The organism is Burkholderia savannae (assembly GCF_001524445.2).
Taxonomy (GTDB): Bacteria; Pseudomonadota; Gammaproteobacteria; order Burkholderiales; family Burkholderiaceae; genus Burkholderia; species Burkholderia savannae.
The window spans coordinates 2,230,036-2,252,723 of sequence record NZ_CP013417.1; the positions used below are offsets into that span (position 1 = coordinate 2,230,036).

Sequence of the window (22,688 nt, forward strand, 5' to 3'; positions counted from 1 at the left end):
CCCGGCGGATGCGCATCCATTTATAATTGATGGTTTCCGCATCAATCACCCCATCTTTCGGCGAATTTCCTACCATGAGCGACACCACGCTTGCGAAGAGTTTCGAGCCCCACACCATCGAATCCCAATGGGGGCCGGAATGGGAAAAGCGCGGCTATGCCACCCCTGCGCTCGACCCGAGCCGGCCTGATTTCTCGATCCAGTTGCCGCCGCCCAACGTGACGGGCACGCTGCACATGGGCCACGCGTTCAATCAGACGATCATGGACGGGCTCGTGCGCTACCACCGGATGCTCGGCCACAACGCGCTGTGGGTGCCCGGCACCGACCATGCCGGCATCGCGACGCAGATCGTCGTCGAGCGCCAGCTCGACGCGCAAGGCGTGTCGCGCCACGATCTCGGCCGCGAGAAGTTCGTCGAGCGCGTATGGGAATGGAAGGAGCAATCCGGCTCGACGATCACGCGGCAGGTTCGCCGGATCGGCGCGTCGCCCGACTGGTCGCGCGAATACTTCACGATGAACGACAAGATGTCCGACGTCGTGCGCGAAGTGTTCGTGCGCCTCTACGAACAAGGTCTCATCTATCGCGGCAAGCGCCTCGTCAACTGGGACCCCGTGCTGCTCACCGCCGTGTCCGATCTCGAAGTCGCGAGCGAAGAGGAAAACGGCCATCTGTGGCACATCCGGTACCCGCTCGCGCACGGCTCGGGCCACCTGACCGTCGCGACGACGCGCCCCGAGACGATGCTCGGCGACGTCGCGGTAATGGTCCATCCGGAAGACGAGCGCTACCGGCACCTGATCGGCCAGCACGTGAAGCTGCCGCTTTGCGGGCGCGAGATTCCGATCATCGCCGACGACTACGTCGACCGCGAATTCGGCACGGGCGTCGTGAAAGTCACGCCCGCGCACGACTTCAACGACTACCAGGTCGGCCTGCGCCACAAGCTCGAGCCGATCGAGATCCTCACGCTCGACGCGAAGATCAACGACAACGCGCCCACACCCTACCGCGGCCTCGACCGCTTCGACGCGCGCCGCGCGATCGTCGACGAGCTCGACGCGCAAGGCCTGCTCGAATCGGTGAAGCCGCACAAGCTGATGGTGCCGCGCGGCGACCGCACGGGCGTCGTGATCGAGCCGATGCTCACCGATCAGTGGTTCGTCGCGATGACCAAGCCCGCGCCGGAAGGCACGTTCCATCCGGGCAAGTCGATCACCGACGTGTCGCTCGACGTCGTGCGCGGCGGCCAGATCAAGTTCGTGCCGGAGAACTGGACGAGCACCTACTACCAGTGGCTCGAGAACATCCAGGACTGGTGCATCTCGCGCCAGCTGTGGTGGGGCCATCAGATTCCCGCGTGGTACGGCGAGAACGGCGAGATCTTCGTCGCGCGCAGCGAGGACGACGCGCGCGCGCAGGCCGCCGCGAAGGGCTACACGGGCGCGCTCGAGCGCGACGACGACGTGCTCGACACGTGGTTCTCGTCGGCGCTCGTGCCGTTCTCGTCGCTCGGCTGGCCGAACGACACGCCGGAACTGAAGCACTTCCTGCCGTCGTCGGTGCTCGTGACGGGCTTCGACATCATCTTCTTCTGGGTCGCCCGGATGGTGATGATGACGACGCACTTCACCGGCAAGGTGCCGTTCGACACGGTGTACGTGCACGGCCTCGTGCGCGACGCCGAGGGCCAGAAGATGTCGAAGAGCAAGGGCAACACGCTCGACCCGATCGACATCGTCGACGGCATCGCGCTCGACGCGCTCGTCGCGAAACGCACGACGGGCCTGATGAATCCGAAGCAGGCCGCCACGATCGAGAAAAAGACGCGCAAGGAATTCCCGGAAGGCATCCCCGCGTTCGGCGCCGACGCGCTGCGCTTCACGATGGCGTCGATGGCGACGCTCGGGCGCAACGTGAACTTCGATCTCGCGCGCTGCGAAGGCTATCGCAACTTCTGCAACAAGCTATGGAACGCGACGCGCTTCGTGCTGATGAACTGCGAAGGCCACGACTGCGGCTTCGACAAGCCGCAAACCTGCGGCGCGGGCGACTGCGGCCCGGGCGGCTATCTCGACTTCTCCGCGGCCGACCGCTGGATCGTATCGCTGCTGCAGCGCGTCGAGGCGGACATCGCGAAGGGCTTCGCCGACTACCGCTTCGACAACATCGCGAACGCGATCTACAAGTTCGTCTGGGACGAGTACTGCGACTGGTATCTCGAGCTCGCGAAGGTGCAGATCCAGAACGGCACGCCCGAGCAGCAGCGCGCGACGCGCCGCACGCTTTTGCGCGTGCTCGAGACGGTGCTGCGTCTCGCGCACCCGATCATCCCGTTCATCACCGAGGCGCTTTGGCAGAAGGTCGCGCCGCTCGCCGGCCGCCATCCGGCGGGCACCGCGCCAGGCGAAGCGTCGCTGATGGTGCAGGCGTATCCGATCGCCGAGCCGAAGAAGCTCGACGAGGCGGCCGAACAGTGGGCGGCCGAACTGAAGGCGGTGGTCGATGCATGTCGTAATCTGCGTGGCGAGATGAACTTGTCTCCGGCCACCAAAGTGCCGCTCCTCGCGGCCGGCGACGCCGCGCAGTTGCAGGCGTTCGCACCGTACGTGCAGGCGCTCGCGCGCCTGTCCGAAGTGCGCGTGCTCGCAAGCGAAGCGGCGCTCGACGCGGACGCGCACGGCGCGCCGATCGCGATCGTCGGCGACAACAAGCTGGTGCTGAAGGTCGAGATCGACATCGCGGCGGAACGCGAGCGCCTGTCGAAGGAGATCGCGCGCCTCGAAGGCGAAGTCGTGAAGTGCAACGCGAAGCTCGGCAACGAGGCGTTCGTCGCGAAAGCGCCGCCCGCAGTGGTCGAACAGGAGCAAAAGCGGCTCGCGGAGTTTCAGAATACGTTGACGAAACTCGGCGCGCAGCTCGCCCGGCTGCCGGCGTAACAATCCGTAAGGAATCTTGCGTTCACTATAATGCTGCAATCACCATTCGATTCGACCGAATCGATACGAGGAGCAAGGGTTCAATCATGTTGAAAGTCACCAAGGCGGTCTTCCCGGTCGCGGGCCTGGGCACGCGGTTCCTGCCCGCCACCAAGGCGAGCCCGAAGGAAATGCTGCCCGTCGTCGACAAACCGTTGATCCAGTACGCGGTGGAAGAAGCGATTGCAGCGGGCATCACCGAGATGATCTTCGTGACGGGCCGCAGCAAGCGCGCAATCGAGGACCATTTCGACAAGTCGTATGAGATCGAAGCGGAGCTCGAGGCGCGCGGCAAGGAAAAGCTGCTCGACCTCGTGCGCAACATCAAGCCGAGCCACGTCGATTGCTTCTACGTGCGCCAGCCCGAAGCGCTCGGCCTCGGCCACGCGGTGCTGTGCGCGGAGAAGCTCGTCGCGGACAACCCGTTCGCGGTGATCCTCGCCGACGACCTGCTCGACGGCGAGCCGCCCGTGATGAAGCAGATGGTCGACGTGTTCGACCACTATCACAGCTCGGTGATCGGCGTCGAGGAGATCCCGCCCGAGGACACGAAGTCCTACGGGATCGTCGACGGCAAGGAATGGGAAGACTCGATCATCAAGATGTCGGCGATCGTCGAGAAGCCCGCGCCCGAAGTCGCGCCGTCCAATCTCGGCGTCGTCGGCCGCTACGTGCTGAAGCCGCGGATCTTCGATCATCTGCGCGCGCTCAAGCCCGGCGCGGGCGGCGAGCTGCAGCTGACGGACGCGATCCAGGCGCTTCTCGCGGACGAACAGGTGCTCGCGTACAAGTATCGCGGCACCCGCTTCGATTGCGGCAGCAAGCTCGGCTATCTGAAGGCGACGGTCGAGTTCGCGCTCCGTCACCCCGAGGTGAAGACCGAGTTCGAAGCCTATCTGCGCTCGCGCAGCGAAACCCGGCAGCCGTAACCCCGGTCAGGCACGGCGGGCGGCCACGTGCGCCGTCGCCGCGCTTCACGCGCCGCGCGCCCCGCTGCCGCTCAGTTCGAGCGGGCGGGCTTCACCGATACGACGCCGGGAAGCGCGCTCGCGTCGGCCTTCTTCGTTTCCACGAGCCACCCATTTCCGTCCGCAAACGGCACGCGCGCAAGCGCGCTGCGCACGAGCACGGGCGCCGCCTGCAGCGCATCGGGGCGACGGTCCTGCACGGCCGCCGACACGCGATACGCGTCGCGGCCGCTACTGCGCTCGACGAAGCGCAGCGTCAGCACGTGCCGGTAGACCGTGCCCGCGAACGGCAGCCCGAACGGCGCGGGCCCGTCGACCGCGACGCACGCCGGCTGCTGCGCGCCGCCGCAGCCCGGCATCGTCAGCGCGACGGACGCCGGCTGCGTCGCATAGGCGATCGACACGCGGTAGCGCGCCTGCGCGTCGGCCGCTTCGTCGAAGCCGCGCTGCGCGAGCTCGCGGCGCACGAGCGCCTCCACTTGCCCGTAGTCGGCGTTGTCGGCCTGCGCGGCCGTGCGCGCGAAATCGTAGGTCCGCGCGCCCGCGAGCGCATCGGGTGCGCCCGATGCGCTGACGCCCGTCGTCACCGACGCGCATCCGGACAACAACGCCACCGCCAGCGCCGCCCCCGCCCACAAGATTTTCATAGCTTCTCCCATATCGCTGTTCGCCCCCGTCCTAGCCATTCGCTCGTGCGCGGGCCCCACCCGCGCCGGACGATCGAATCCTGCCGGCGTCACGCTGACGGCTCGTCGAGCGTCGGCAGCGACACCGTGATCGCCGTGCCCACGCCCAGCGTGCTGTCCACGCCGACGCAGCCGCCATGGCGCACGACCACGGTCTTGACGAACGCCATCCCGAGCCCGGACCCGGCGACTTCCGGCCGCTCGTTCGTGTGAAACCGCTTGAAGCGCTCGAACAGATGCCGCTGATCCTCCGGCGAAATGCCGTAGCCCTGATCGCGGATCGTGCAATGCATGCGCTTCGTGCCCGGCTCGACCGATAGCGTACACGTGATCACCGTGTCCGTCGGGCTGTATTTAACCGCATTGTTCAACAGATTCACGAGCGCGCGGGTCATCAGCGAGCGGTCGGCGCCGATCCAGCACGGCTCGTCGCCAAGCGACGTGTCGATGCGAATCCGCTTCGCCTGCGCCTGCGGCCACACTTCGTCGCTCGCGTCGATCAGCAGATCGGCGAAGCTCACCGCCTCGAGCTGATACGTCTGCGACTCCGCGCGCGCGAGCTGCACGAACTCGTCGGCGAGCATCAGCGCGCGCTGCGCGTAGCGCTCGATCCGTCCGAGCAGCCCGCGCGTGTGCTCGGATTCGGCCCGCTGCCGCTCGATCTCGACGAGCGCGAGGATCGACGACTGCGGCGAGCGCATGTCGTGCGACAGCAGATGCAGCGCCTCCTCGCGCTGCCGCTCGGCCGCGTGCAGCGCGGTCACGTCGACGAGGCTCGCGATCCAGCCCGTCACGCTGCCCTGCGCGTTCGTGCACGGCGCGTAGCGTAACAGATGATCGAGGCCGCTCAGGTCGCGAACTTCGATGCCGCGCTCCATCACGTCGTTCGCGTAGTCGCGCGTCGGATCGAGCGCGGCGGGCCAGTGCGCGCGAAGCTCGACGTCCTGCTCGGCGTTGCCGTCGACCGTCTTCGTGAACGACAGCTCGCCGAACGCGGCGCGCAGCGGCCGCCCTTCCGGCGCCGGCGCGTTCAGGCGCGCGCAGTAGCGCTTCGCCGCGTGGTTCGCGATCAGCACCGTGCCCGCGAGATCGGTGACGACGACGGGCTCCGGCATGCTGTCGAGGCTGTCCCAGACGAAGCGCTTCATGTCCTGCACGCGCTGCGCGGCCTGCGCCATCAGCGCCATCTGCCGCTCGAGCACGTCGCCGCCGAATTCGCTGCCCTCGCGCGGCGCCTCGGGCAGCAGGTGCGGCTCGTCGGCGAGCCGCTGCAGTTCGTAGCGCAGGTACGACATCGTCATCTCGAGGCGCCGCCAGTTCCAGATCGGGTAGGCCGCGATCAGCCCGAAGATCGCCGGCGCGGGCGACAGCCACAGCCGCGCCTCGTAGAGGAGCGCCGCGCTCGACGCGACCGCGAGCGCGGCAAGGCTCAGCGTGAGCAGCAGCGAGCGCCACGGCGACAGCATCAGGAAGCCGGCCAGCAGCACGACGAGCGGCAGCAGCGACGCGCTGAACACGAGCCAGCCGGAAACGGGCGAGATCGCGCGCCCCGTCATCAGCGTGTCGAGCACGTTCGCATGGATGTAGACGCCGGGCAGCGGACCGAACTCGCCCGAGATCGGCGTCGCGAAGCGGTCGTAGAGCCCCGACGCGGTCGCGCCGACGATCACGATCTTGCCGCGCAACTGCTCGGGATTCACGCGGCCCGCGAGCACGTCGACGAACGAGATCGCCGGATAGTTCTGCGACGCGCGGCTGAACGGAATGAAATAGCGCGCCTCGCCGTTGTCGTCCTGCGCGATGTCGTGCGCGCGCCGCGCGACGGACACGGGCTGCGCGAGCTTCAGCTGGCCGCTCTCGAGCGCGTGGAACACGGGCACCATCAGCTGCGGCCAGCGGTGCCGGCCGTCGCTCTCGAACAGCGCGACGCTGCGCACGATGCCGTCCGGGTCGACTTCGAGATTGATGTGGCCCGCGCCCGCGACGTGCTCCGCGAGCACCGGCACGGGCAGATTGACGGTGCGCGTGCCGTCGCTCTCCTCGGAACTCAGCAGCACCGGCAGGAACGTCGGCGCGAGGTCGAGCGACTTCGCGAGCGCCTTGTCGTCGGCGGAAGGCTCGGTAAACAGCACGTCGTAGACGACGGCCGCGGGATGCATCTTCGCGAGCGCGCCGAGGAACTCCGCATGCACGCTGCGCTGCCACGGCCAGCGGCCGAGCGTGTCGAGGCTGCGATTGTCGATCTCGACGATCGCGATGTTCGACTCGATCGGCACCTTGCGCAGCGTCAGCAAGCGGTCGTAGATGATCCGGTCGACGCTCGCCGTCATCCGGCCCGCGACGCCCCCGAGGATCACCGCGACCCCGAGGCAGCCGATCGCGATCCACTCGACGAGAAAGCGGCGGCCGAGCAGCCGCCGCCGTTGCGTGCGGTCGAATCTCATCCGCCGCCCATCAACGCGCGATCGTGAACGCGTTGACCGCGCTGGCCTTCTCGTAGAAACGGCCGCCTTCGTAGCGCTCCGCGATCACGGTCCAGTAGTAGTCGCCCGGCTTCAGGTTCGATACGACGATGCGCCCGCCCTGCGCGTCGACCTGGTCGACGATCGGGTTGCTCAGGTCCTTCGATCCCGACAGCACGAAGCGAAAGCGCGTCGGGCCGGCGGCCGGGCCGCCTTCCGTCGTCGACCAGCGGAACGCGTAGCCGCCGTCGGCGGGCGCCGCCGACACATCGACGCCGAAGCGCCGCCGCTCGAACGCGTAGATGCGCGGCTGGCCTTCGAGGCCGTGCGAATCGATCGCCGAGATCCGGACGAAATAGGTGCCGTCCGGCACGTCCGCGAAAGCGGCGTGCGGCGTGTTCGCGCGCACTTCCTTGAAGAGATCGTACAGGCCCGCGTCGCGCGCGATCTGCACATGGTAGTTCTGCGCGCCGTCGAGCGGCACGAGATCGAACGCCACCTGCGGGTCGTCCTGGACCTTCGCCGGATTGACGAGCTGCGGCGCGCCGAGCAGCTCGATCGGGCTGCCGACGACGCCGCTCGCGCTCGTCACGTTGCCGAAGTTCGCGTGGACGAGCGTGTCGGTCGCGCGCTTCGCGCTCGGCGCGACGCCGACCGTGCCGTCGAGCACTTCGACCGTCGTCGACGCGCGGCCGTCCTTGTCGTAATTCACGCGAAAGCGGGTGCCGCGCACGCCGGCGACGACCGACGGCGAGCGGATCTGGAAGCGGTCGTCCTTCTTCTTCAGATGGGTGACTTCGCTGTCGACCGAGCCGCGCCGCAGATCGATCACGCGCTCGAGCGTGCCCGTCAGCACCGTGCGGCGCAGCGTCGCGAGGTCGATCTGGCTGTCGGGCGGCAGGCTCAGGTGGGTGCCGTCCGTGAGCTCGAGCGTGACGAATGCGTTCGCGCCCGTGCGCAGGCGATCGCCTTCCGTCAGCGTCGTGTCGACGGCGACGGGCGAGAACTGCGTCGAGCCGCGCCCCGCGCTCTCGACCGGCCCGTGCGCGGCGATCACGCGCGCCGACAGCCGCTCCTTGCGCAGCCGCGCTGCGGGCAGCTTCAACGCGATGCCCGGTTGCAGGTGCTTCGGCACCGGCACGTCGTTCAGTTGCGCGACGAGCGGCCAGTCGTCCGAGCCCTGCAGATAGCGGGCCGCGACGTCGTACAGCGTGTCGCCGTTGCGCGTCGTGTAGTCGACGGTCTGCCCGGACGGATTCTTCGTCTTCGACGGCTGCGCGGCGGCGTGCTGCGCCGCGAGAGCCGCTGCCGCGGCGCAGCACGCCGTCAGCACGTACTTCGTCACGATCCCGCTGGCACTCACTCGGCATCCCCCTGCATCACGCGCTCGAGGCGATAGCCGTAGCCGTAGATCGGCGCGAGGCGATAGCCGTTCTCCGGGCGCAGACCGAGCTTCGTGCGCAGCATCGAGATGTGCGTGTCCATCGTGCGCGACGGAATGTCGGTGGCCTGCTTCCATACGAGATCGAGAATGTGCGCGCGCGACAGCGGCCGGTCGAGGTGCTGGAACAACAGCAGCGCGAGCTCGAACTCCTTCTGCGTGAGGCTCACCGGCTTGTCGCCGACGTATGCCTGCTTCAGGTTCGCGTCGAACTTGTAGTTGTCGAACTCGCGGATCGACGACTCGGCGTTGACGGGATACGCGCGGCGCAGCAGCGAACCGATCCGCGCGCGCAGGATCGGGCCGGACACGGGCTTCACGACGTAGTCGTCGGCGCCCGCGTTCAGGATCTGCGTGATGCCCGCCTCGTCGTCGCGGCTCGTCATGAAGATGATCGGCAGGCGATGCTCGACCTGGTTCGCCCGCACCCACTTCAATACTTCCTCGCCGGACATGTCCGGCACGTTCCAGTCGAGCACCAGCAAATCGAACGTCTCGCGCTGCAGCCGCTTCTTCAGCGCCTTGCCTTCCTTGAACGCATAGCACGTATGGCCTGCGGCCGTCAGCGTCTGACTGACAAAATCCGTCTGGGCCTGATCGTCATCCAGTACAGCAATTCTCATAGCACCCCGCAAAACGAAATCCATTCGGGCACCCACGCCTGCCGGGCGGCGATGGGCAGGCCTGCACGAGCCCCCGATTCGCATCACTCGCCATTATCGGCCGAATGGTGAAGGTTGTCCGGCGCGCCTGCGCGTACCGGTATTCTATGTGATCGATGGCCCCATATCTCAAAAACGGGGCACGCCTGATCGGCGTTTTCATGATGGTAGTATGAAAACGGCCGGAGAAATGTGCGTATCGCCGCGTAATTATGTCAACGGCGACCGGATCGCACGCCGCGCCGCCGGCTTTGTGCCCGGCGGGCGCGGTGGTGAAAACGCCCGTCAGACCGGATCGGTCTCGAGAGCGTCACGTGCGACCGCGCGCGGCACGTGTTGCAATGCGTCATGCAGACTCGCCCGCACGTGCTCCCAGGCGGCGCCCGCGTAGTCCGGCTGACCGGCTGCCCACGCTTGCGCGAGGTCAAACACGCGCTCGACGGTCGCCGCGCAGCGCGTCAGGTCTGGCTGCGGACCGCCGAGCGCTTCGCGCATCCATTCGGCGAGCCACGGCATCTCGGCCGCGCTCGAATCCGCGTACGCTTCCAGCGCCGCGCGCGCGTGGCGGTCATGCTCGGGATCGAGCTCGACGCGCTGGATCGGCCGCCCCCGCTCGCGTGCCCTGCCGTTCGGCTCGAACGGTATCCGAATCGTTCCCGATCTGAACAGCATGACCTCCCCCTGTTTGCCGCAACGACACGCACGGGGCATGTCCTTCGCGATGCGTCCCGGCCGCGGCCGCCGTACGCACGGCACGATTCCGCAGACGAGACTCGACAGCGCAGTATAGGCACCGCGCGGCGAAACTTGGTTTAAGGATTGTTAGACGGATGCGCCGCCCGAGGCCCGCCGGCGGCCGCCAGCCGCGCTCGCTCGGCCGGCGCGCGACGACATGCGACGACATGCGACGACGTGCGACGACGTGCGACGAAGCGCGAAGAAAAATGCCGCGCCGGGCACGCCCGCGCGGCATCGGAACGACATGGCGTCGCGGCCGCGCGCGTCAGCGGCGGCGCATCAGGAAAACGAACGTCTTGTCCTGCGTCGTCGACGATTCGACGATCTCGTTGCCCGTCTGTTTCGCGAACGCGGCGAAGTCGCGCTGCGAGCCGGGATCGGTGGCGAGCACCTTCAGAATCTGGCCGCTTTCCATATCGGCGAGCGCTTTCTTCGCGCGCAGGATCGGCAGCGGGCAATTGAGCCCGCGCGCGTCCACTTCCTTGTGAATGAGCATCGGCTTTCGACCTTCGAATGGCGCGCCGTCGCGGCGCTGTCGGAACGACAGATTCTACCGCATGCGCCCCCGTCCGCATCCGCGCGCGAGCGAACGAGCGAACGACTATGCGCGCGGCGCACGGCGGCGGCGCGCGCGCCGGGCTACAGCTCGATCGCCCGCCCGGTCTGCAGCGACTCGCGCAACGCATGGCCGATTCGCGTCGCCTCGAGCGCATCCGCGAGCGTCGCGCCGCCCGAGCCGCCCTCGCCCCGCACCGCGGCGACGAACGCCTGCGCCTCGATCAGGAACGCTTCTTCGAAACGGTCGAAGAATGTCGGCGTGCAGGTGTTGCGGATGCCCGCCGCGTCGTAGATCTCGACGCGGTTCGCGCGCGGGTTGCGGCCGATCGCGAGCGCGCCCGCCGTGCCGATCACCTCCGAATGCGTGTCGTTGCCGTGCGCCATCGTGCGCGACGCGTAGAACATCGCGAGCCGGCCGCCTTCGAACTCGCAGATCGCCACGCCGTTGTCGACGTCGCCGCACGCGCGCAGCCCCTCGTGCAGCGCCACCGCGCCCGCCGCGTACGCGCGCGTCGCGCGCGGCGCGCCGAGCAGCCACCGCGCGACGTCGATGTCGTGCACCGTGCAGTCGAGGAAGATGCCGCCCGAGGTCGGCGCGAAGCGCACGAAGAAGCCTTCCGGATCGTTCCGGTCGCAGGTCTGCGAGCGCACGAGGAACGGCCGGCCGATCGCGCCCGCCGCGACGCGCGCGTACGCGTCGCGATAGCTCGGATCGAAGCGGCGCATGAAGCCGATCGTCGCGACGAGATGCGGCCGCGCGCGCGCCTCGGCGAGCACCCGTTCGCACTCGGCGAGATCGAGCGACAGCGGCTTCTCGCAGAACACGTGCTTGCCCGCGGCGAGCGCCGCGACGATCTGGTCCGCGTGCAACGCCGACGGCGTGACGAGCCACAGCGCATCGAGCCCCGGATCGGCCGCGAGCGCGTCGAAATCCTCGTAGACGCGCGGCACGCCGAGCGCGTCGCGCGCCCACGCGCATTCGTCGGCGATAGGGCTGCACGCGGCCGCGAGCTCGGCGCCCGCGACGCGGCGCGCGAGGTTCTCCGCATGGCGCCGGCCGAGCCGGCCGAGCCCCGCGATGCCGATGCGCACGCGCGCGGCGCTGTGGCTGACTGTCATCGCGCCGCTCCTTCAGGCCGCCGTTTCGCCGAGCTTCACGGCGCGCCCTTCGCGCCACGACAGCGTCGCCGCCTCGGCGAGCTCGAGCGCCTTCACGCCGTCGGCGACCGTCGTGCGCACGGGCTCGCCGTTCGTCACCGCCGCGAAGAAATGCTCGATCTCGCGCGCGTACGCGGCGCGATAGCGTTCGAGGAAGAACGCCTCGGGCAGATCGGTCGACACCGCCTTCGCCGAATAACCCGTCACCTCGGTCGGCCGCAGGTTGCCCGCCTGCAGCATCCCGTCGCTGCCGAGCACCTCGAAGCGCTGGTCGTAGCCGTACGCGGCGCGGCGCGACGTGTTGATCTGGCAAAGCCGGCCGCGCTTCGTGCGGATCGTGACCGCGGTCGAATCGATGTCGCCCGCGTCGGCGATCGCCGGATCGGTCAGGCAGCTGCCCGTCGCGTGCAGCGTGTCGGCGTCGTCGCCCAAGATCCAGCGGAAGATGTCGAAATCGTGGATCAGCATGTCCTTGAAGATCCCGCCCGAGCGCCTGATGTAATCGACGCCCGGCGCGCCCGGATCGCGGCTCGTCACGACGAGCATCTCCGGCGTGCCGATCTCGCCCGCGTCGATGCGGCGCTTCGCCGCCTCGAAGGTCGGATCGAAGCGGCGCTGGAAGCCGATCATGCAGACGACGTTCGCGTGCGCGACGGCCGCCTCGCACGCGCGCGCCCGCGCGAGCGTCAGGTCCACGGGCTTCTCGCAGAACACGTGCTTGCCCGCGCGCGCGGAGCCCGCGATCAGGTCGGCGTGCGTGTCGGTGCTCGAGCAGATCACCGTTGCGCCGACCGACGCGTCGCCAAGCGCGCCGTCGACGTCGGCAACCCGCGCGCCGTGCTGCGCGGCGAGCGCGGCCGCCGCGTCGCGGTTCACGTCGACCACGTACTTCAGGCGCACGCCGGGCCGGCGCGCGAGATTGCCCGCGTGGATGCGGCCGATCCGCCCCGCGCCGAACACGGCGACGTCGATCGTCGGCGCTGCGATCGTCCGTGCTGCATTAGTCATCGTATCCTCCAGTGTCCTTGACTTCCTCGACGTTCAATTCCAGCCGGTACGCGAGCGCGATGAAAAGCGCCTGGCACAGGCAGATCGTGCTTGTCAGCGAGCGGAACGCGAACGCGCTGCCCTCCTTCACGAGCAAATGGGCGTTCGCGTCGCGCGCGAGCGGCGACAGGCGGCTGTCGGTGATGACGAGCGTCTGCGCATGGTTGTGGCGCGCGGCGCGCAGGCAGTACTGCGTTTCCTTGCCGTACGGCGCGAAGCTGATCGCGATCACGACGTCGCCCTTCTTCACGCTGCGGATCTGCTCGCGGTACATGCCGCCGAGGCCGGACACGAGGTGCACGCGCTTGGCCGTGTGCTGCAGCGCATACACGATGTAGCTCGCGACCGGGAACGACCGGCGCACGCCGACCACGTAAATGTTCTCGGCGCGCTCGAGCATCGTGACGGCCGCGTCGAACTGGTCGTCGTCGAGGCCCGCCGCGAGCTCGTCGAGCCCCGCGCGCGACGCGTCGATGAACTGCCGCGCGACCGCGCCGCCCGTCATCGGGCCCGCCTTGCCGTCGATCAGGTTGCGGATTCGCTGCTGGTAGCTCTGCACGCTCGGGTTCTGGCCCGTGTACGCGTCCTTGAACACGGCCTGCAGATCGGAGAAGCCGGAGAAGCCGAAGCGCTGCGCGAAGCGCACGACGGCGGACGGATGCACGCCGCAGCGCTCGGCGATGTCGCCCGTGCGATCCATCATCACGCTCGAGCGGTGCTCGTCGATATACGAGGCGATGCTCTTCAGCTGGCGCGGCAGCGCGTCGTACGCGTCGGCGATCCGCTGCAGGAGCTCGTCGACGGCGGGCGTCTCCGGTTGTGTCGTGTCGTCCATGTCCGTTCCGGCCGGCGGGCGCTGCTCCGCGCCGCGCGTCGCACGCGGCGCGACAGGCAGCCGGCGCCTTGTCTTGTCGTGAACCGAGTATAGGCACTTCGGATGCAAAATGGAACAAATTTTCCATCAAGAAAATTAATAAACTTTTCTTTGCAATCGGCCGCGAGTTGACCTAACCTTGCTCGTGAACGCGGCCCGAGCGGCGTTCGCCCGATAACGACACACAGAGAAAGGTGGAGACATGAGACTTTGCACCGGCAAGGCCGTCCTGCGCGCGTGCGTCGCCGCGATCGCCGTCGCGGCGGGCGCGCTCGCCGCGGCCCCGGCGGCCCACGCGGCGGACGCCCGGTTCGTGCTGATCAGCCACGCGCCGGATTCCGATTCGTGGTGGAACACGATCAAGAACGCGATCAAGCAGGCGGACGAGGACTTCAACGTCACGACCGACTACCGCAATCCGCCGAACGGCGACATCGCCGACATGGCGCGCCTGGTCGAACAATCGGCCGCGCGCGACTACGACGGCGTGATCACGACGATCGCCGACTACGACGTGCTGAAGAACTCGATCAAGAAGGTCGCCGCGAAGAAGATCCCGCTCGTGACGATCAACTCCGGCACCGAGGAGCAGAGCGCGCAACTGGGCGCGATCATGCACGTCGGCCAGCCCGAGTACGTCGCGGGCCTCGCGGCGGGCGAAAAGGCGAAGGCCGCGGGCGTGAAGCGCTTCGTCTGCGTGAACCACATCGCGACCAACAGCGTGTCGTTCGACCGCTGCCGCGGCTTCGCGGACGCGATCGGCGCCGACTACAAGAGCTCGACGATCGACTCCGGCCAGGACCCGACCGAAATCCAGTCGAAGGTGAGCGCCTATCTGCGCAACCATCCGGACACGCAGGCGATCCTCACGCTCGGCCCGGTGCCCGCCGCGGCGACGCTGAAGGCGGTCCAGCAGATGGGCCTCGCGAACAAGCTGTTCTTCGCGACGTTCGATTTCTCCGACGACATCGCGAAGGCGATCCAGAGCGGCGCGATCAAGTTCGCGATCGACCAGCAGCCGTACCTGCAGGGCTACATCCCGGTCGCCGTGCTCGCGATCGCCAAGCAGAACAAGACGGCCGATCCCGCGAAGATCCGCCAGATCCTCGAGGCGAACCCGAAGTTCCAGGCGCGGCTTTCGACTTACGGGCTGCAGCCGTCGTACGGGCCGAAGAACATCCGCTCGGGCCCGGGCTTCATCACGAAGGAAAACATCGACAAGGTGCTCAAGTACGCGGGCCAGTACCGCTAACGTCCATCGCATCGATTCGTACGACGCGCGGCGCTCGCCCGCGCGCTTTACCGGCGAAGCGGGGCCGAACGCGCCGAGCGCCGGGCATCAAGGAGACATCATGGGTGTAGTCGGCAAGCACATGTCAGCGCATGCACACGAGAAGCCGCAGCCGGGCGCCGCGTCCGACGAGCGGCTGCGCGGCGAGGCGTGGTTCCAGCGCTTTCTCAATCGCCCCGAGTTCGCCGCGATTTCCGGCGCCGCGCTCGTGTTCGCGGTGTTCGCGTTCGGCGCGGGCGGCTCCGGGATGTTCAATCTCGACGGCATCATGAACTGGTCGCAGGTCGCGGCCTACCTCGGCATTCTCGCCGTCGGCGCGTGCCTGCTGATGGTCGCGGGCGAGTTCGACCTGTCGATCGGCTCGATGATCGGCTTCGCCGGGATGATGGTCGCGATTCCGACCGTCTACTTCCAGTGGCCGATCTGGCTCGCGGTGCTGTTCGCGTTCGCGGGCTCGATGGCGCTCGGCGCGCTGAACGGCTATCTCGTGATGCGCACGAAGCTGCCTTCGTTCATCGTCACGCTCGCGTTCCTGTTCATCCTGCGCGGCTTGACGCTCGCGCTCTCGATCATGTTCGCCGACCGCACGATCGTCTCGGGCCTCGGCGACTACGCGCATGCGGACCCCGTCGTGCACCTGCTGTTCCAGGGCGTCGCGTTCCACGACCTGTTCCGCTGGCTCGCGCACGCAGGCGTCGGCCAGGTGCTCGACAACGGCGAGCCGCTCGTGCCCGGCGTGCCGAAGGTGCTGCTGTGGTGGCTCGCCGTCACCGCGATCGGCGCGTTCGTGCTCGCGAAGACGCGCTACGGCAACTGGATACTCGCGTCGGGCGGCGACGCGCACGCGGCGAAGAACGTCGGCGTGCCGGTGCGCCGCGTGAAGATCTCGCTGTTCGTGCTCACCGCGTTCTGCGCGTGCCTGTTCGCGGTGCTGCAGGTGGCCGACATCGGCTCGGCCGCGGCCGACCGCGGGCTGCAGAAGGAGTTCGAGGCGATCATCGCCGCGGTGATCGGCGGCACGCTGCTCACGGGCGGCTACGGATCAGTGATCGGCGCGGCGTTCGGCGCGCTCATCTTCGGCGTCGTGCAGATCGGCATCACCTACACGAACATCAGCTCGGACTGGTTCCGCGTGTTCCTCGGCGTGATGCTGCTCGTCGCCGTGCTGTTCAACCACTACGTGCGCCGCCGCGTGTCGCAATCGTAACGGAGTTCAAGCATGTCCACCTCAGCATCCAACGATACGATTCTCTCGCTCGAGAACGTCAGCAAGTATTTCGGCAAGGTGATCGCGCTGTCGGGCGTCACGCTGCGCTTGAAGCGCGGCGAGGTGCATTGCCTGCTCGGCGACAACGGCGCCGGCAAGTCGACGCTCATCAAGACGCTCGCGGGCGTGCACCAGCCGTCCGACGGGCAGTACCTCGTCGACGGCGAGCCGGTGCGCTTCGCATCGCCGAAGGACGCGCTCGATCTCGGCATCGCGACCGTCTATCAGGATCTCGCGCTCGTGCCGCTGCTGTCGGTCGCGCGCAACTTCTTCATGGGCCGCGAGCCGCGGAAGAAGCTGTTCGGCTTCGTCAACGTGATGGATCTCGATGCGAGCGCGCAGATCGCCCGCGCGAAGCTCGCCGAAATGGGCATCAACGTGCGCGACGCGCATCAGCCGATCGGCACGATGTCGGGCGGCGAGCGGCAGTGTCTCGCGATCGCGCGCGCGATCCACTTCGGCGCGCGCGTGCTGATCCTCGACGAGCCGACCGCCGCGCTCGGCGTCAAGCAGAGCTTCAACGTGCTGAAGCTGATCCACACCGCGCGCGCGAAAGGGATCTCGGTGATCTTCATCACGCACAACGTGCATCACGCGTACCCGATCGGCGATTCGTTCACGCTGCTCAACCGCGGCCGCTCGCTCGGCACGTTCACGAAGGACACGATCAGCAAGAACGAGGTGCTCGACATGATGGCGGGCGGCGCCGAGATGCAGAAGATGATCGCCGAACTCGACGGCGCGACCATTTGATCCAGGACTCGCGATGACTTTCCCTACTCTCCCCCTTTCGCAGAATCGCCCGCTCGACGTGATCTGCATCGGCCGCGTCGCCGTCGATCTCTACGCGCAGCAGATCGGCGCGCGGCTCGAGGATGCGTCGAGCTTCGCGAAATATCTCGGCGGCTCGTCGGGCAACATCGCGTTCGGCTGCGCGCGGCTCGGCCTCAAATCGGCGATGCTCTCGCGCGTGGGCCACGATCACATGGGCCGTTTCGTGCTCGAGACGCTCGCGCGCGAAGGCTGCGACACGAGCCGCCTGCGCACCGATCCCGAGCGCCTCACCGCGCTCGTGCTGCTCGGCCTGAAAGATCGCGACACGTTTCCGCTCATTTTCCATCGCGAGAACTGCGCGGACATGGCGCTCGACGAAAGCGACTTCGACGAGGCGTTCATCGCGTCGTCGAAGGCGCTTCTCATCACCGGCACGCACTTCTCGACCGAGCGGGTGATGCGCGCGAGCCGCCGCGCGCTCGACTACGCACGCCGCAACCAGGTGCGCACGGTGCTCGACATCGACTATCGCCCCGTGCTGTGGGGCCTGACGGACAAGGCCGACGGCGAGACGCGCTTCGTCGCGAACGAAGGCGTGACCGCGCACCTGCAGCGGATCTTGCCGCTGTTCGACGTCGTGATCGGCACCGAGGAGGAATTCCGCATCGCGGGCGGCAAGGACGCGCTGCTCGACGCGCTCGCGATGGTGCGCGCGGTGACGAGCGCTGCGCTCGTCGTCAAGCGCGGGCCGCTCGGCTGCTCGATCGTCGACGGCGACGTGCCCGCGACGCTCGACGCGCTGCCGATCATCCGCGGCGTCGAAGTCGAGGTGATGAACGTGCTCGGCGCGGGCGACGCGTTCGCGTCGGGCTTCCTGTCGCAATGGCTGCGCGGGCGGCCGTTCGCCGAGGCGGCGCGCGCGGCGAACGCGTGCGGCGCGCTCGTCGTGTCCCGGCACGGCTGCTCGCCCGCGATGCCGACGCCCGCCGAGCTCGCGCGTTTCCTCGGCGAGGCGAAGCGCGATCCGGCGCGGATGCGCCGCCCCGACCTCGATCCGACGCTCGCGCGGCTGCACCGCGTGACGCCCGCGCGCACGCCGCGCGACGAGGTGCTCGGCTTCGCGTTCGATCATCGCAATCAGTTCTTCGAGCTCGCGCGGCAAACGGGCGCGAGCGTCGCGCGCATCGAAGCGCTCAAGCGCCTGTTCGTCGAGGCGGTCGCGCAGACGCAGGCGCAGCTCGGGCTCGCCGGCCGGATCGGCGTGCTGATCGACGACCGCTACGGCCAGGACGCGCTCAACGACGCGACGGGCCGCGGCTGGTGGATCGGCCGCCCGGTCGAGCTGCCCGGATCGCTGCCGCTCGAATTCGATCACGGCCGCTCGATCGGCACGACGCTCGTGTCGTGGCCGCAGGAGCACGTCGCGAAGTGCCTCGTTCAATACCATCCGGACGAAACCGCCGAGCAGCGGATCGAGCAGGAAACGCAGCTGCGCGCGCTGTACGACGCGGTGCAGGCGAGCGGCCACGAGCTGCTGCTCGAAGTGATCCCGCCGCGCCGCGCGGATCTGCCGCAGGCGGCCGACACCGTGCACCGCGCGCTCAAGCGCCTGTACAACCTCGGCATCCAGCCGGAATGGTGGAAGCTCGCGCCGCTCGACGCCGCGCAATGGCAGGCGATCGACGCGCTGATCGCCGAGCGCGATCCGCACTGCCGCGGCGTCGTGCTGCTCGGCCTGTCCGCGCCCGTCGACGAGCTCGTCGACGGCTTCAAGGCGGCGGCCGCGTCCGCCACGTGCCGCGGCTTCACGGTCGGCCGCACGATCTTCCACGAGCCGAGCCGCGCGTGGCTCGCCGGCGAGATCGGCGACGCCGAGCTGATCGCGCGCGTGCGGCGGACGTTCGAGACGCTGATCGGCGCGTGGCGCGCGGCGCGCGCGCAAAGCGGCGCGCGCGACGGGCACGCGGCCGCGCGGCGCGCGGCGCGCGGCCGCCTAGGAGCCTGCGCATGAATCGCAGAGCAACGGATGACGAAACCCGACGGGATTCCAGCGTGAACGACATCATCGACGATCCGGCCGCGAACGCGCGCGGCACGATCCGGCTGACCGCCGCGCAGGCGCTCGTGCGGTATCTGGCCGCGCAGCGCATCGCGGCGAACGACGACGGCGACGGCGGCGGCGGCCGGGCCGACGGCGGCGCGCCCCTCTTCGGCGGCGTGTTCGCGATCTTCGGGCACGGCAACGTCGCCGGCCTCGGCGAGGCGCTCCATCAGCACCGCGACGCGTTGCCGACCTACCGCGCGCACAACGAGCAGGCGATGGCGCACAGCGCGATCGCCTACGCGAAGGCGCACTTGCGCCGCCGGATGATGGCCGTGACGACGTCGATCGGCCCCGGCGCGACGAACCTCGTCACGGCGGCGGCGCTCGCGCACGTGAACCGTCTGCCGGTGCTGCTGCTGCCGGGCGACGTGTTCGTGTCGCGCGCGCCGGACCCGGTGCTGCAGCAGATCGAGGATTTCCACGACGGCGGGCTTTCGGCGAACGACGCGTTCAAGGCCGTGTCGCGCTATTTCGACCGGATCGTGCACCCGGCCCAGTTGCTGAGCGCGCTGCCGCGCGCGCTGCGCGTGCTGACCGACGCGGCGCTCTGCGGCCCGGTCACGCTCGCGTTGCCGCAGGACGTGCAGGCGATGGCGTACGACTATCCGGCCGAGTTCTTCGCGCCGCGCGTCGTCACGTTCCATGCGCCCGCGCCCGTCGAAGCGGAGCTCGACGCGGCGCTCGCGCAATTGCGCGCGGCGAAGCGCCCGTTCATCGTCGCGGGCGGCGGCGCGCTGTACAGCGAGGGCGGCGCGGCCGCGCTCGCCGCGTTCGCCGAGCGGCACGGCATTCCGGTGGGCGAGACGCAGGCCGGCAAGAGCGCGCTGCCGTGGGATCATCCGCTGAACGCGGGCGCCGTCGGCGTGACGGGCTCGCCCGCCGCGAACGCGCTCGCGAACGACGCCGACTGCGTGATCGCGCTCGGCACGCGGCTGCAGGATTTCACGACGGGCTCGAACACGCTGTTCGCGCAGGCGCGCGTCGTCGGCATCAACGCGAACGCATTCGATGCGCTGAAACACCGCGCGTCGATCGTGCAGGCCGACGCGCGGCTCGCGCTCGACGCGCTCGGCGCGCGCCTCGAAGGCTGGCGCGCCGACGCCGCGTGGACGGCCCGCGCGCGCACGCTCGCGAGCGAATGGCGCGACGCGGTGAACGCGCTCACGCACGCGCCGCAGCGCGCGGGCGCGCTGCCGTACGACGCCGACGTGATCGGCGCGGTGCAGCGCTCGGCGCCCGACTCGGCCGTGCGCGACATCGCCGTGTGCGCCGCGGGCACGCTGCCCGCCGAGCTGCACAAGCTCTGGCGCGCGGCGGCGCCGGGCGGCTATCACGTCGAATACGGCTATTCGTGCATGGGTTACGAGATCGCAGGCGGCCTCGGCGCGAAGCTCGCCAGACCCGCGCGCGAAGTGATCGTGATGGTCGGCGACGGCAGCTATCTGATGATGAACAGCGAGATCGCGACGTCGGTGATGCTCGGCGCGAAGCTCGTCGTCGTCGTGCTCGACAACCGCGGCTACGGCTGCATCAACCGGCTGCAGCAGGCGTGCGGCGGCGCGCCGTTCAACAACCTGTTCGACGACTGCGTGCAGGGCCCGCTCGGCGCGCCGCGCATCGATTTCGCCGCGCACGCGCGCGCGTTGGGCGCGCACGCGGAGCACGTCGCGGACGTCGCCGCGCTCGAAGCGGCGATGGCGCGCGCCCGCGCGTCCGATCGCACATACGTGATCTGCATCGACACCGACCCCGCCCGCACGACGCCCGACGGCGGATGGTGGTGGGAAGTCGCGGTGCCCGAAGTGTCGCCGCGCGACGCGGTGCGCGACGCGCGCGCGAACTACGAGCGGCGGCTCGCCGCGCGCGCCGGCGTGGCCCCCGCTTCGCCTTCGACCTCTACCCCGGAATCATCGACATGAGCACACCCGAGATCCGTATCGGCATCAATCCGCTGTCGTGGATGAACGACGACTTGCCGTCGCTCGGCGGCGAGACGCCGTTGTCCGTCGCGCTGACCGAGGGCCGCGAGATCGGCTATGAAGGCTTCGAGCTCGGCAACAAGTTTCCGCGCGAGCCGCAGGCGCTGAAGGCGCTGCTCGCGCAATACGATCTGTCGCTCGTGTCCGGCTGGCATTCGGGCCGGCTCGCCGAGCGCGGCGTGCAGGAAGAGATCGACGCGGTCGGCCCGCACCTGGAGCTGCTCGCGAAAAACGGCGCGAGCGTGATGGTCTACGGCGAAGTGGCGGGCACGATCCAGGGCTCGCCCGCGCCGCTCTACCAGCGCCCGCGCTTCGTCGACGACGCGCGCTGGGACGCGTACGCCGAGCGCGTCGACGCGTTCGCGCGCTACACGCGCTCGCAGGGCGTGCGGCTCGGCTATCACCATCACATGGGCGCATACGTCGAATCCCCGGCCGACGTCGACCGGCTGATGGCGAGCACGAGCGACGCGGTGGGCCTCCTGTTCGACGCCGGGCACATGACGTTCGGCGGCGGCGATCCGGTCGCCGAGCTCGCGAAGCACATCGGCCGCGTGTGCCACGTCCATTGCAAGGACGTGCGCCCGGCCGTGATCAGGCTCGCGCGCAACCGCGACTGGAGCTTCCTCGACGCGGTGATCGCCGGCGCGTTCACGGTGCCGGGCGACGGCGCGATCGATTTCCCGACGATCGTCGGCATGCTGAAGCGCCACGGCTATCGCGGCTGGCTCGTCGTCGAGGCCGAGCAGGACCCGGCCGTCGCGCCGAGCTACGCGTACGCGCAAAAGGGCTATCGGACGCTGCGCGCGCTCGTGGACGCGCCGCTCCCGCCCGTCGATCCCGTCGATCCCGTCGATCCCGTCGATCCCGTCGACCAGGAGGCCGCTTAAATGAGTCTGCTCGTGAAGGGCGCGGCCGACGGCGCGTCGATCGCGCGCGTCACGCCGGAATCGGCGCACTGGAAGCACGTCGGCTTCGCCGCGTATCGGCTGAAGGCGGGCGAGGCGCTCGCGCTCGCCGAGGCCGCGCGCGAGATGTGCATCGTCGTGCTGACGGGCACCGTCGACGTCGAGGCGGACGACGGCACCCGCTGGACCGGGCTCGGCTCGCGCGACAGCGTGTTCGACGGCGTCGCGCCGTACGCGCTGTACCTGCCGCCGATGCGACCCGTCGCCGTGCGCGCGTCGCGCGACGCGGAGCTCGGCGTCGCGAGCGCGCCCGCGGCCGGACGCTATCCGGCGCGGCTCATCAAGCCGTCGCAGATGCGGCGCTCGGTGCGCGGCAGCGGCGCGAACACGCGCTACGTCTGCGATATCCTGCCGCAGACCGAGCCCGCCGAGTCGCTCCTCGTCGTCGAGGTGCGCACGCCGTCCGGGCATTCGTCGAGCTATCCGCCGCACAAGCACGACACCGACAACGTGCCCGCCGAAAGCGCGCTCGAAGAGACGTACTACCACCGCGTGCATCCGCCGCAGGGCTTCGTGTTCCAGCGCGTGTACACCGATTCGCGCGACATCGACGAATCGATGGCCGTCTGCGATCACGACGTCGTGCTGGTGCCGCGCGGCTATCACCCGGTCGTCGTGCCATACGGGTACGAGTCGTACTACCTGAACGTGATGGCCGGGCCGAGCCGCGTGTGGCACTTCAAGAACGATCCGGCGCACGAGTGGCTGCTGAGCGGCGGGCGGTAACGGC

18 protein-coding genes are annotated in these 22,688 nt (G+C 68.9%); 9 read left to right on the forward strand and 9 right to left on the reverse strand.

The window, feature by feature from the left end; translation table 11 throughout:
- The first annotated feature begins 74 nt into the window (after positions 1 to 74).
- Positions 75 to 2,942, forward strand: coding sequence for a valine--tRNA ligase (locus WS78_RS10885; RefSeq protein WP_059583093.1), 2,868 nt, complete (start codon positions 75 to 77; stop codon positions 2,940 to 2,942).
- An 86-nt stretch (positions 2,943 to 3,028) separates the two neighbouring features.
- On the forward strand, positions 3,029 to 3,910 hold the full coding sequence (galU, locus tag WS78_RS10890; RefSeq protein ID WP_038751293.1) for a UTP--glucose-1-phosphate uridylyltransferase GalU: 882 nt from the start codon (positions 3,029 to 3,031) through the stop codon (positions 3,908 to 3,910).
- Between the two features lie 71 nt (positions 3,911 to 3,981).
- Here galU and WS78_RS10895 read toward each other — a convergent pair whose 3' ends face one another.
- From WS78_RS10895 to WS78_RS10935, 9 genes are all read right to left on the reverse strand, one after another.
- A complete protein-coding gene (locus WS78_RS10895; protein ID WP_038751295.1) occupies positions 3,982 to 4,596 on the reverse strand; it encodes a DUF4136 domain-containing protein in 615 nt (204 codons plus the stop codon).
- An 89-nt stretch (positions 4,597 to 4,685) separates the two neighbouring features.
- Entirely contained in the window at positions 4,686 to 7,079 is a 2,394-nt protein-coding gene (locus tag WS78_RS10900) for a CHASE2 domain-containing protein (RefSeq protein ID WP_059583089.1), read from the reverse strand.
- Between the two features lie 10 nt (positions 7,080 to 7,089).
- The gene (locus WS78_RS10905) at positions 7,090 to 8,460 is read right to left on the reverse strand and encodes a FecR domain-containing protein (RefSeq protein WP_059583086.1); all 1,371 of its coding nucleotides are present in this window, start codon (positions 8,458 to 8,460) and stop codon (positions 7,090 to 7,092) included.
- The gene (locus WS78_RS10910; RefSeq protein ID WP_004193573.1) at positions 8,457 to 9,161 is read right to left on the reverse strand and encodes a response regulator transcription factor; all 705 of its coding nucleotides are present in this window, start codon (positions 9,159 to 9,161) and stop codon (positions 8,457 to 8,459) included. Before WS78_RS10910 ends, WS78_RS10905 begins: the two co-directional genes overlap by 4 nt.
- A gap of 324 nt (positions 9,162 to 9,485) precedes the next feature.
- A complete protein-coding gene (locus WS78_RS10915; protein WP_038751300.1) occupies positions 9,486 to 9,872 on the reverse strand; it encodes a hypothetical protein in 387 nt (128 codons plus the stop codon).
- A gap of 331 nt (positions 9,873 to 10,203) precedes the next feature.
- Positions 10,204 to 10,434, reverse strand: a complete 231-nt coding sequence (locus WS78_RS10920) for a sulfurtransferase TusA family protein (protein ID WP_004193727.1) — start codon at positions 10,432 to 10,434, stop codon at positions 10,204 to 10,206.
- Positions 10,435 to 10,577: 143 nt separating this feature from the next.
- The gene (locus WS78_RS10925) at positions 10,578 to 11,615 is read right to left on the reverse strand and encodes a Gfo/Idh/MocA family oxidoreductase (protein WP_059583083.1); all 1,038 of its coding nucleotides are present in this window, start codon (positions 11,613 to 11,615) and stop codon (positions 10,578 to 10,580) included.
- 12 nt (positions 11,616 to 11,627) lie between these two features.
- Positions 11,628 to 12,662 carry an inositol 2-dehydrogenase gene (iolG, locus tag WS78_RS10930; RefSeq protein WP_038751304.1) on the reverse strand — a complete coding sequence of 345 codons (1,035 nt, stop codon included), beginning with the start codon at positions 12,660 to 12,662 and terminating at the stop codon, positions 11,628 to 11,630.
- Positions 12,655 to 13,536 carry a MurR/RpiR family transcriptional regulator gene (locus tag WS78_RS10935; protein ID WP_059583195.1) on the reverse strand — a complete coding sequence of 294 codons (882 nt, stop codon included), beginning with the start codon at positions 13,534 to 13,536 and terminating at the stop codon, positions 12,655 to 12,657. Before WS78_RS10935 ends, iolG begins: the two co-directional genes overlap by 8 nt.
- Positions 13,537 to 13,777: 241 nt before the next feature.
- Between WS78_RS10935 and WS78_RS10940 the strand changes: the two genes are divergently transcribed.
- The 7 genes from WS78_RS10940 to iolB all read left to right on the forward strand — a co-directional run bounded on the left by WS78_RS10940 (position 13,778) and on the right by iolB (position 22,684).
- Entirely contained in the window at positions 13,778 to 14,827 is a 1,050-nt protein-coding gene (locus WS78_RS10940) for a sugar ABC transporter substrate-binding protein (RefSeq protein WP_059583081.1), read from the forward strand.
- Positions 14,828 to 14,927: 100 nt separating this feature from the next.
- Positions 14,928 to 16,073, forward strand: a complete 1,146-nt coding sequence (locus WS78_RS10945; RefSeq protein ID WP_059583078.1) for an ABC transporter permease — start codon at positions 14,928 to 14,930, stop codon at positions 16,071 to 16,073.
- Positions 16,074 to 16,085: 12 nt separating this feature from the next.
- The gene (locus WS78_RS10950; protein ID WP_059583075.1) at positions 16,086 to 16,886 is read left to right on the forward strand and encodes an ATP-binding cassette domain-containing protein; all 801 of its coding nucleotides are present in this window, start codon (positions 16,086 to 16,088) and stop codon (positions 16,884 to 16,886) included.
- Between the two features lie 13 nt (positions 16,887 to 16,899).
- Positions 16,900 to 18,918: a bifunctional 5-dehydro-2-deoxygluconokinase/5-dehydro-2-deoxyphosphogluconate aldolase gene (locus WS78_RS10955; protein ID WP_059583072.1), complete on the forward strand. Its 2,019-nt coding sequence runs from the start codon at positions 16,900 to 16,902 to the stop codon at positions 18,916 to 18,918.
- Positions 18,915 to 20,930, forward strand: coding sequence for a 3D-(3,5/4)-trihydroxycyclohexane-1,2-dione acylhydrolase (decyclizing) (iolD, locus tag WS78_RS10960; protein ID WP_059583192.1), 2,016 nt, complete (start codon positions 18,915 to 18,917; stop codon positions 20,928 to 20,930). Before WS78_RS10955 ends, iolD begins: the two co-directional genes overlap by 4 nt.
- A complete protein-coding gene (iolE, locus tag WS78_RS10965; protein ID WP_052145134.1) occupies positions 20,927 to 21,880 on the forward strand; it encodes a myo-inosose-2 dehydratase in 954 nt (317 codons plus the stop codon). Before iolD ends, iolE begins: the two co-directional genes overlap by 4 nt.
- Entirely contained in the window at positions 21,881 to 22,684 is an 804-nt protein-coding gene (gene iolB, locus WS78_RS10970) for a 5-deoxy-glucuronate isomerase (RefSeq protein WP_059583069.1), read from the forward strand.
- Positions 22,685 to 22,688 lie beyond the last annotated feature (4 nt).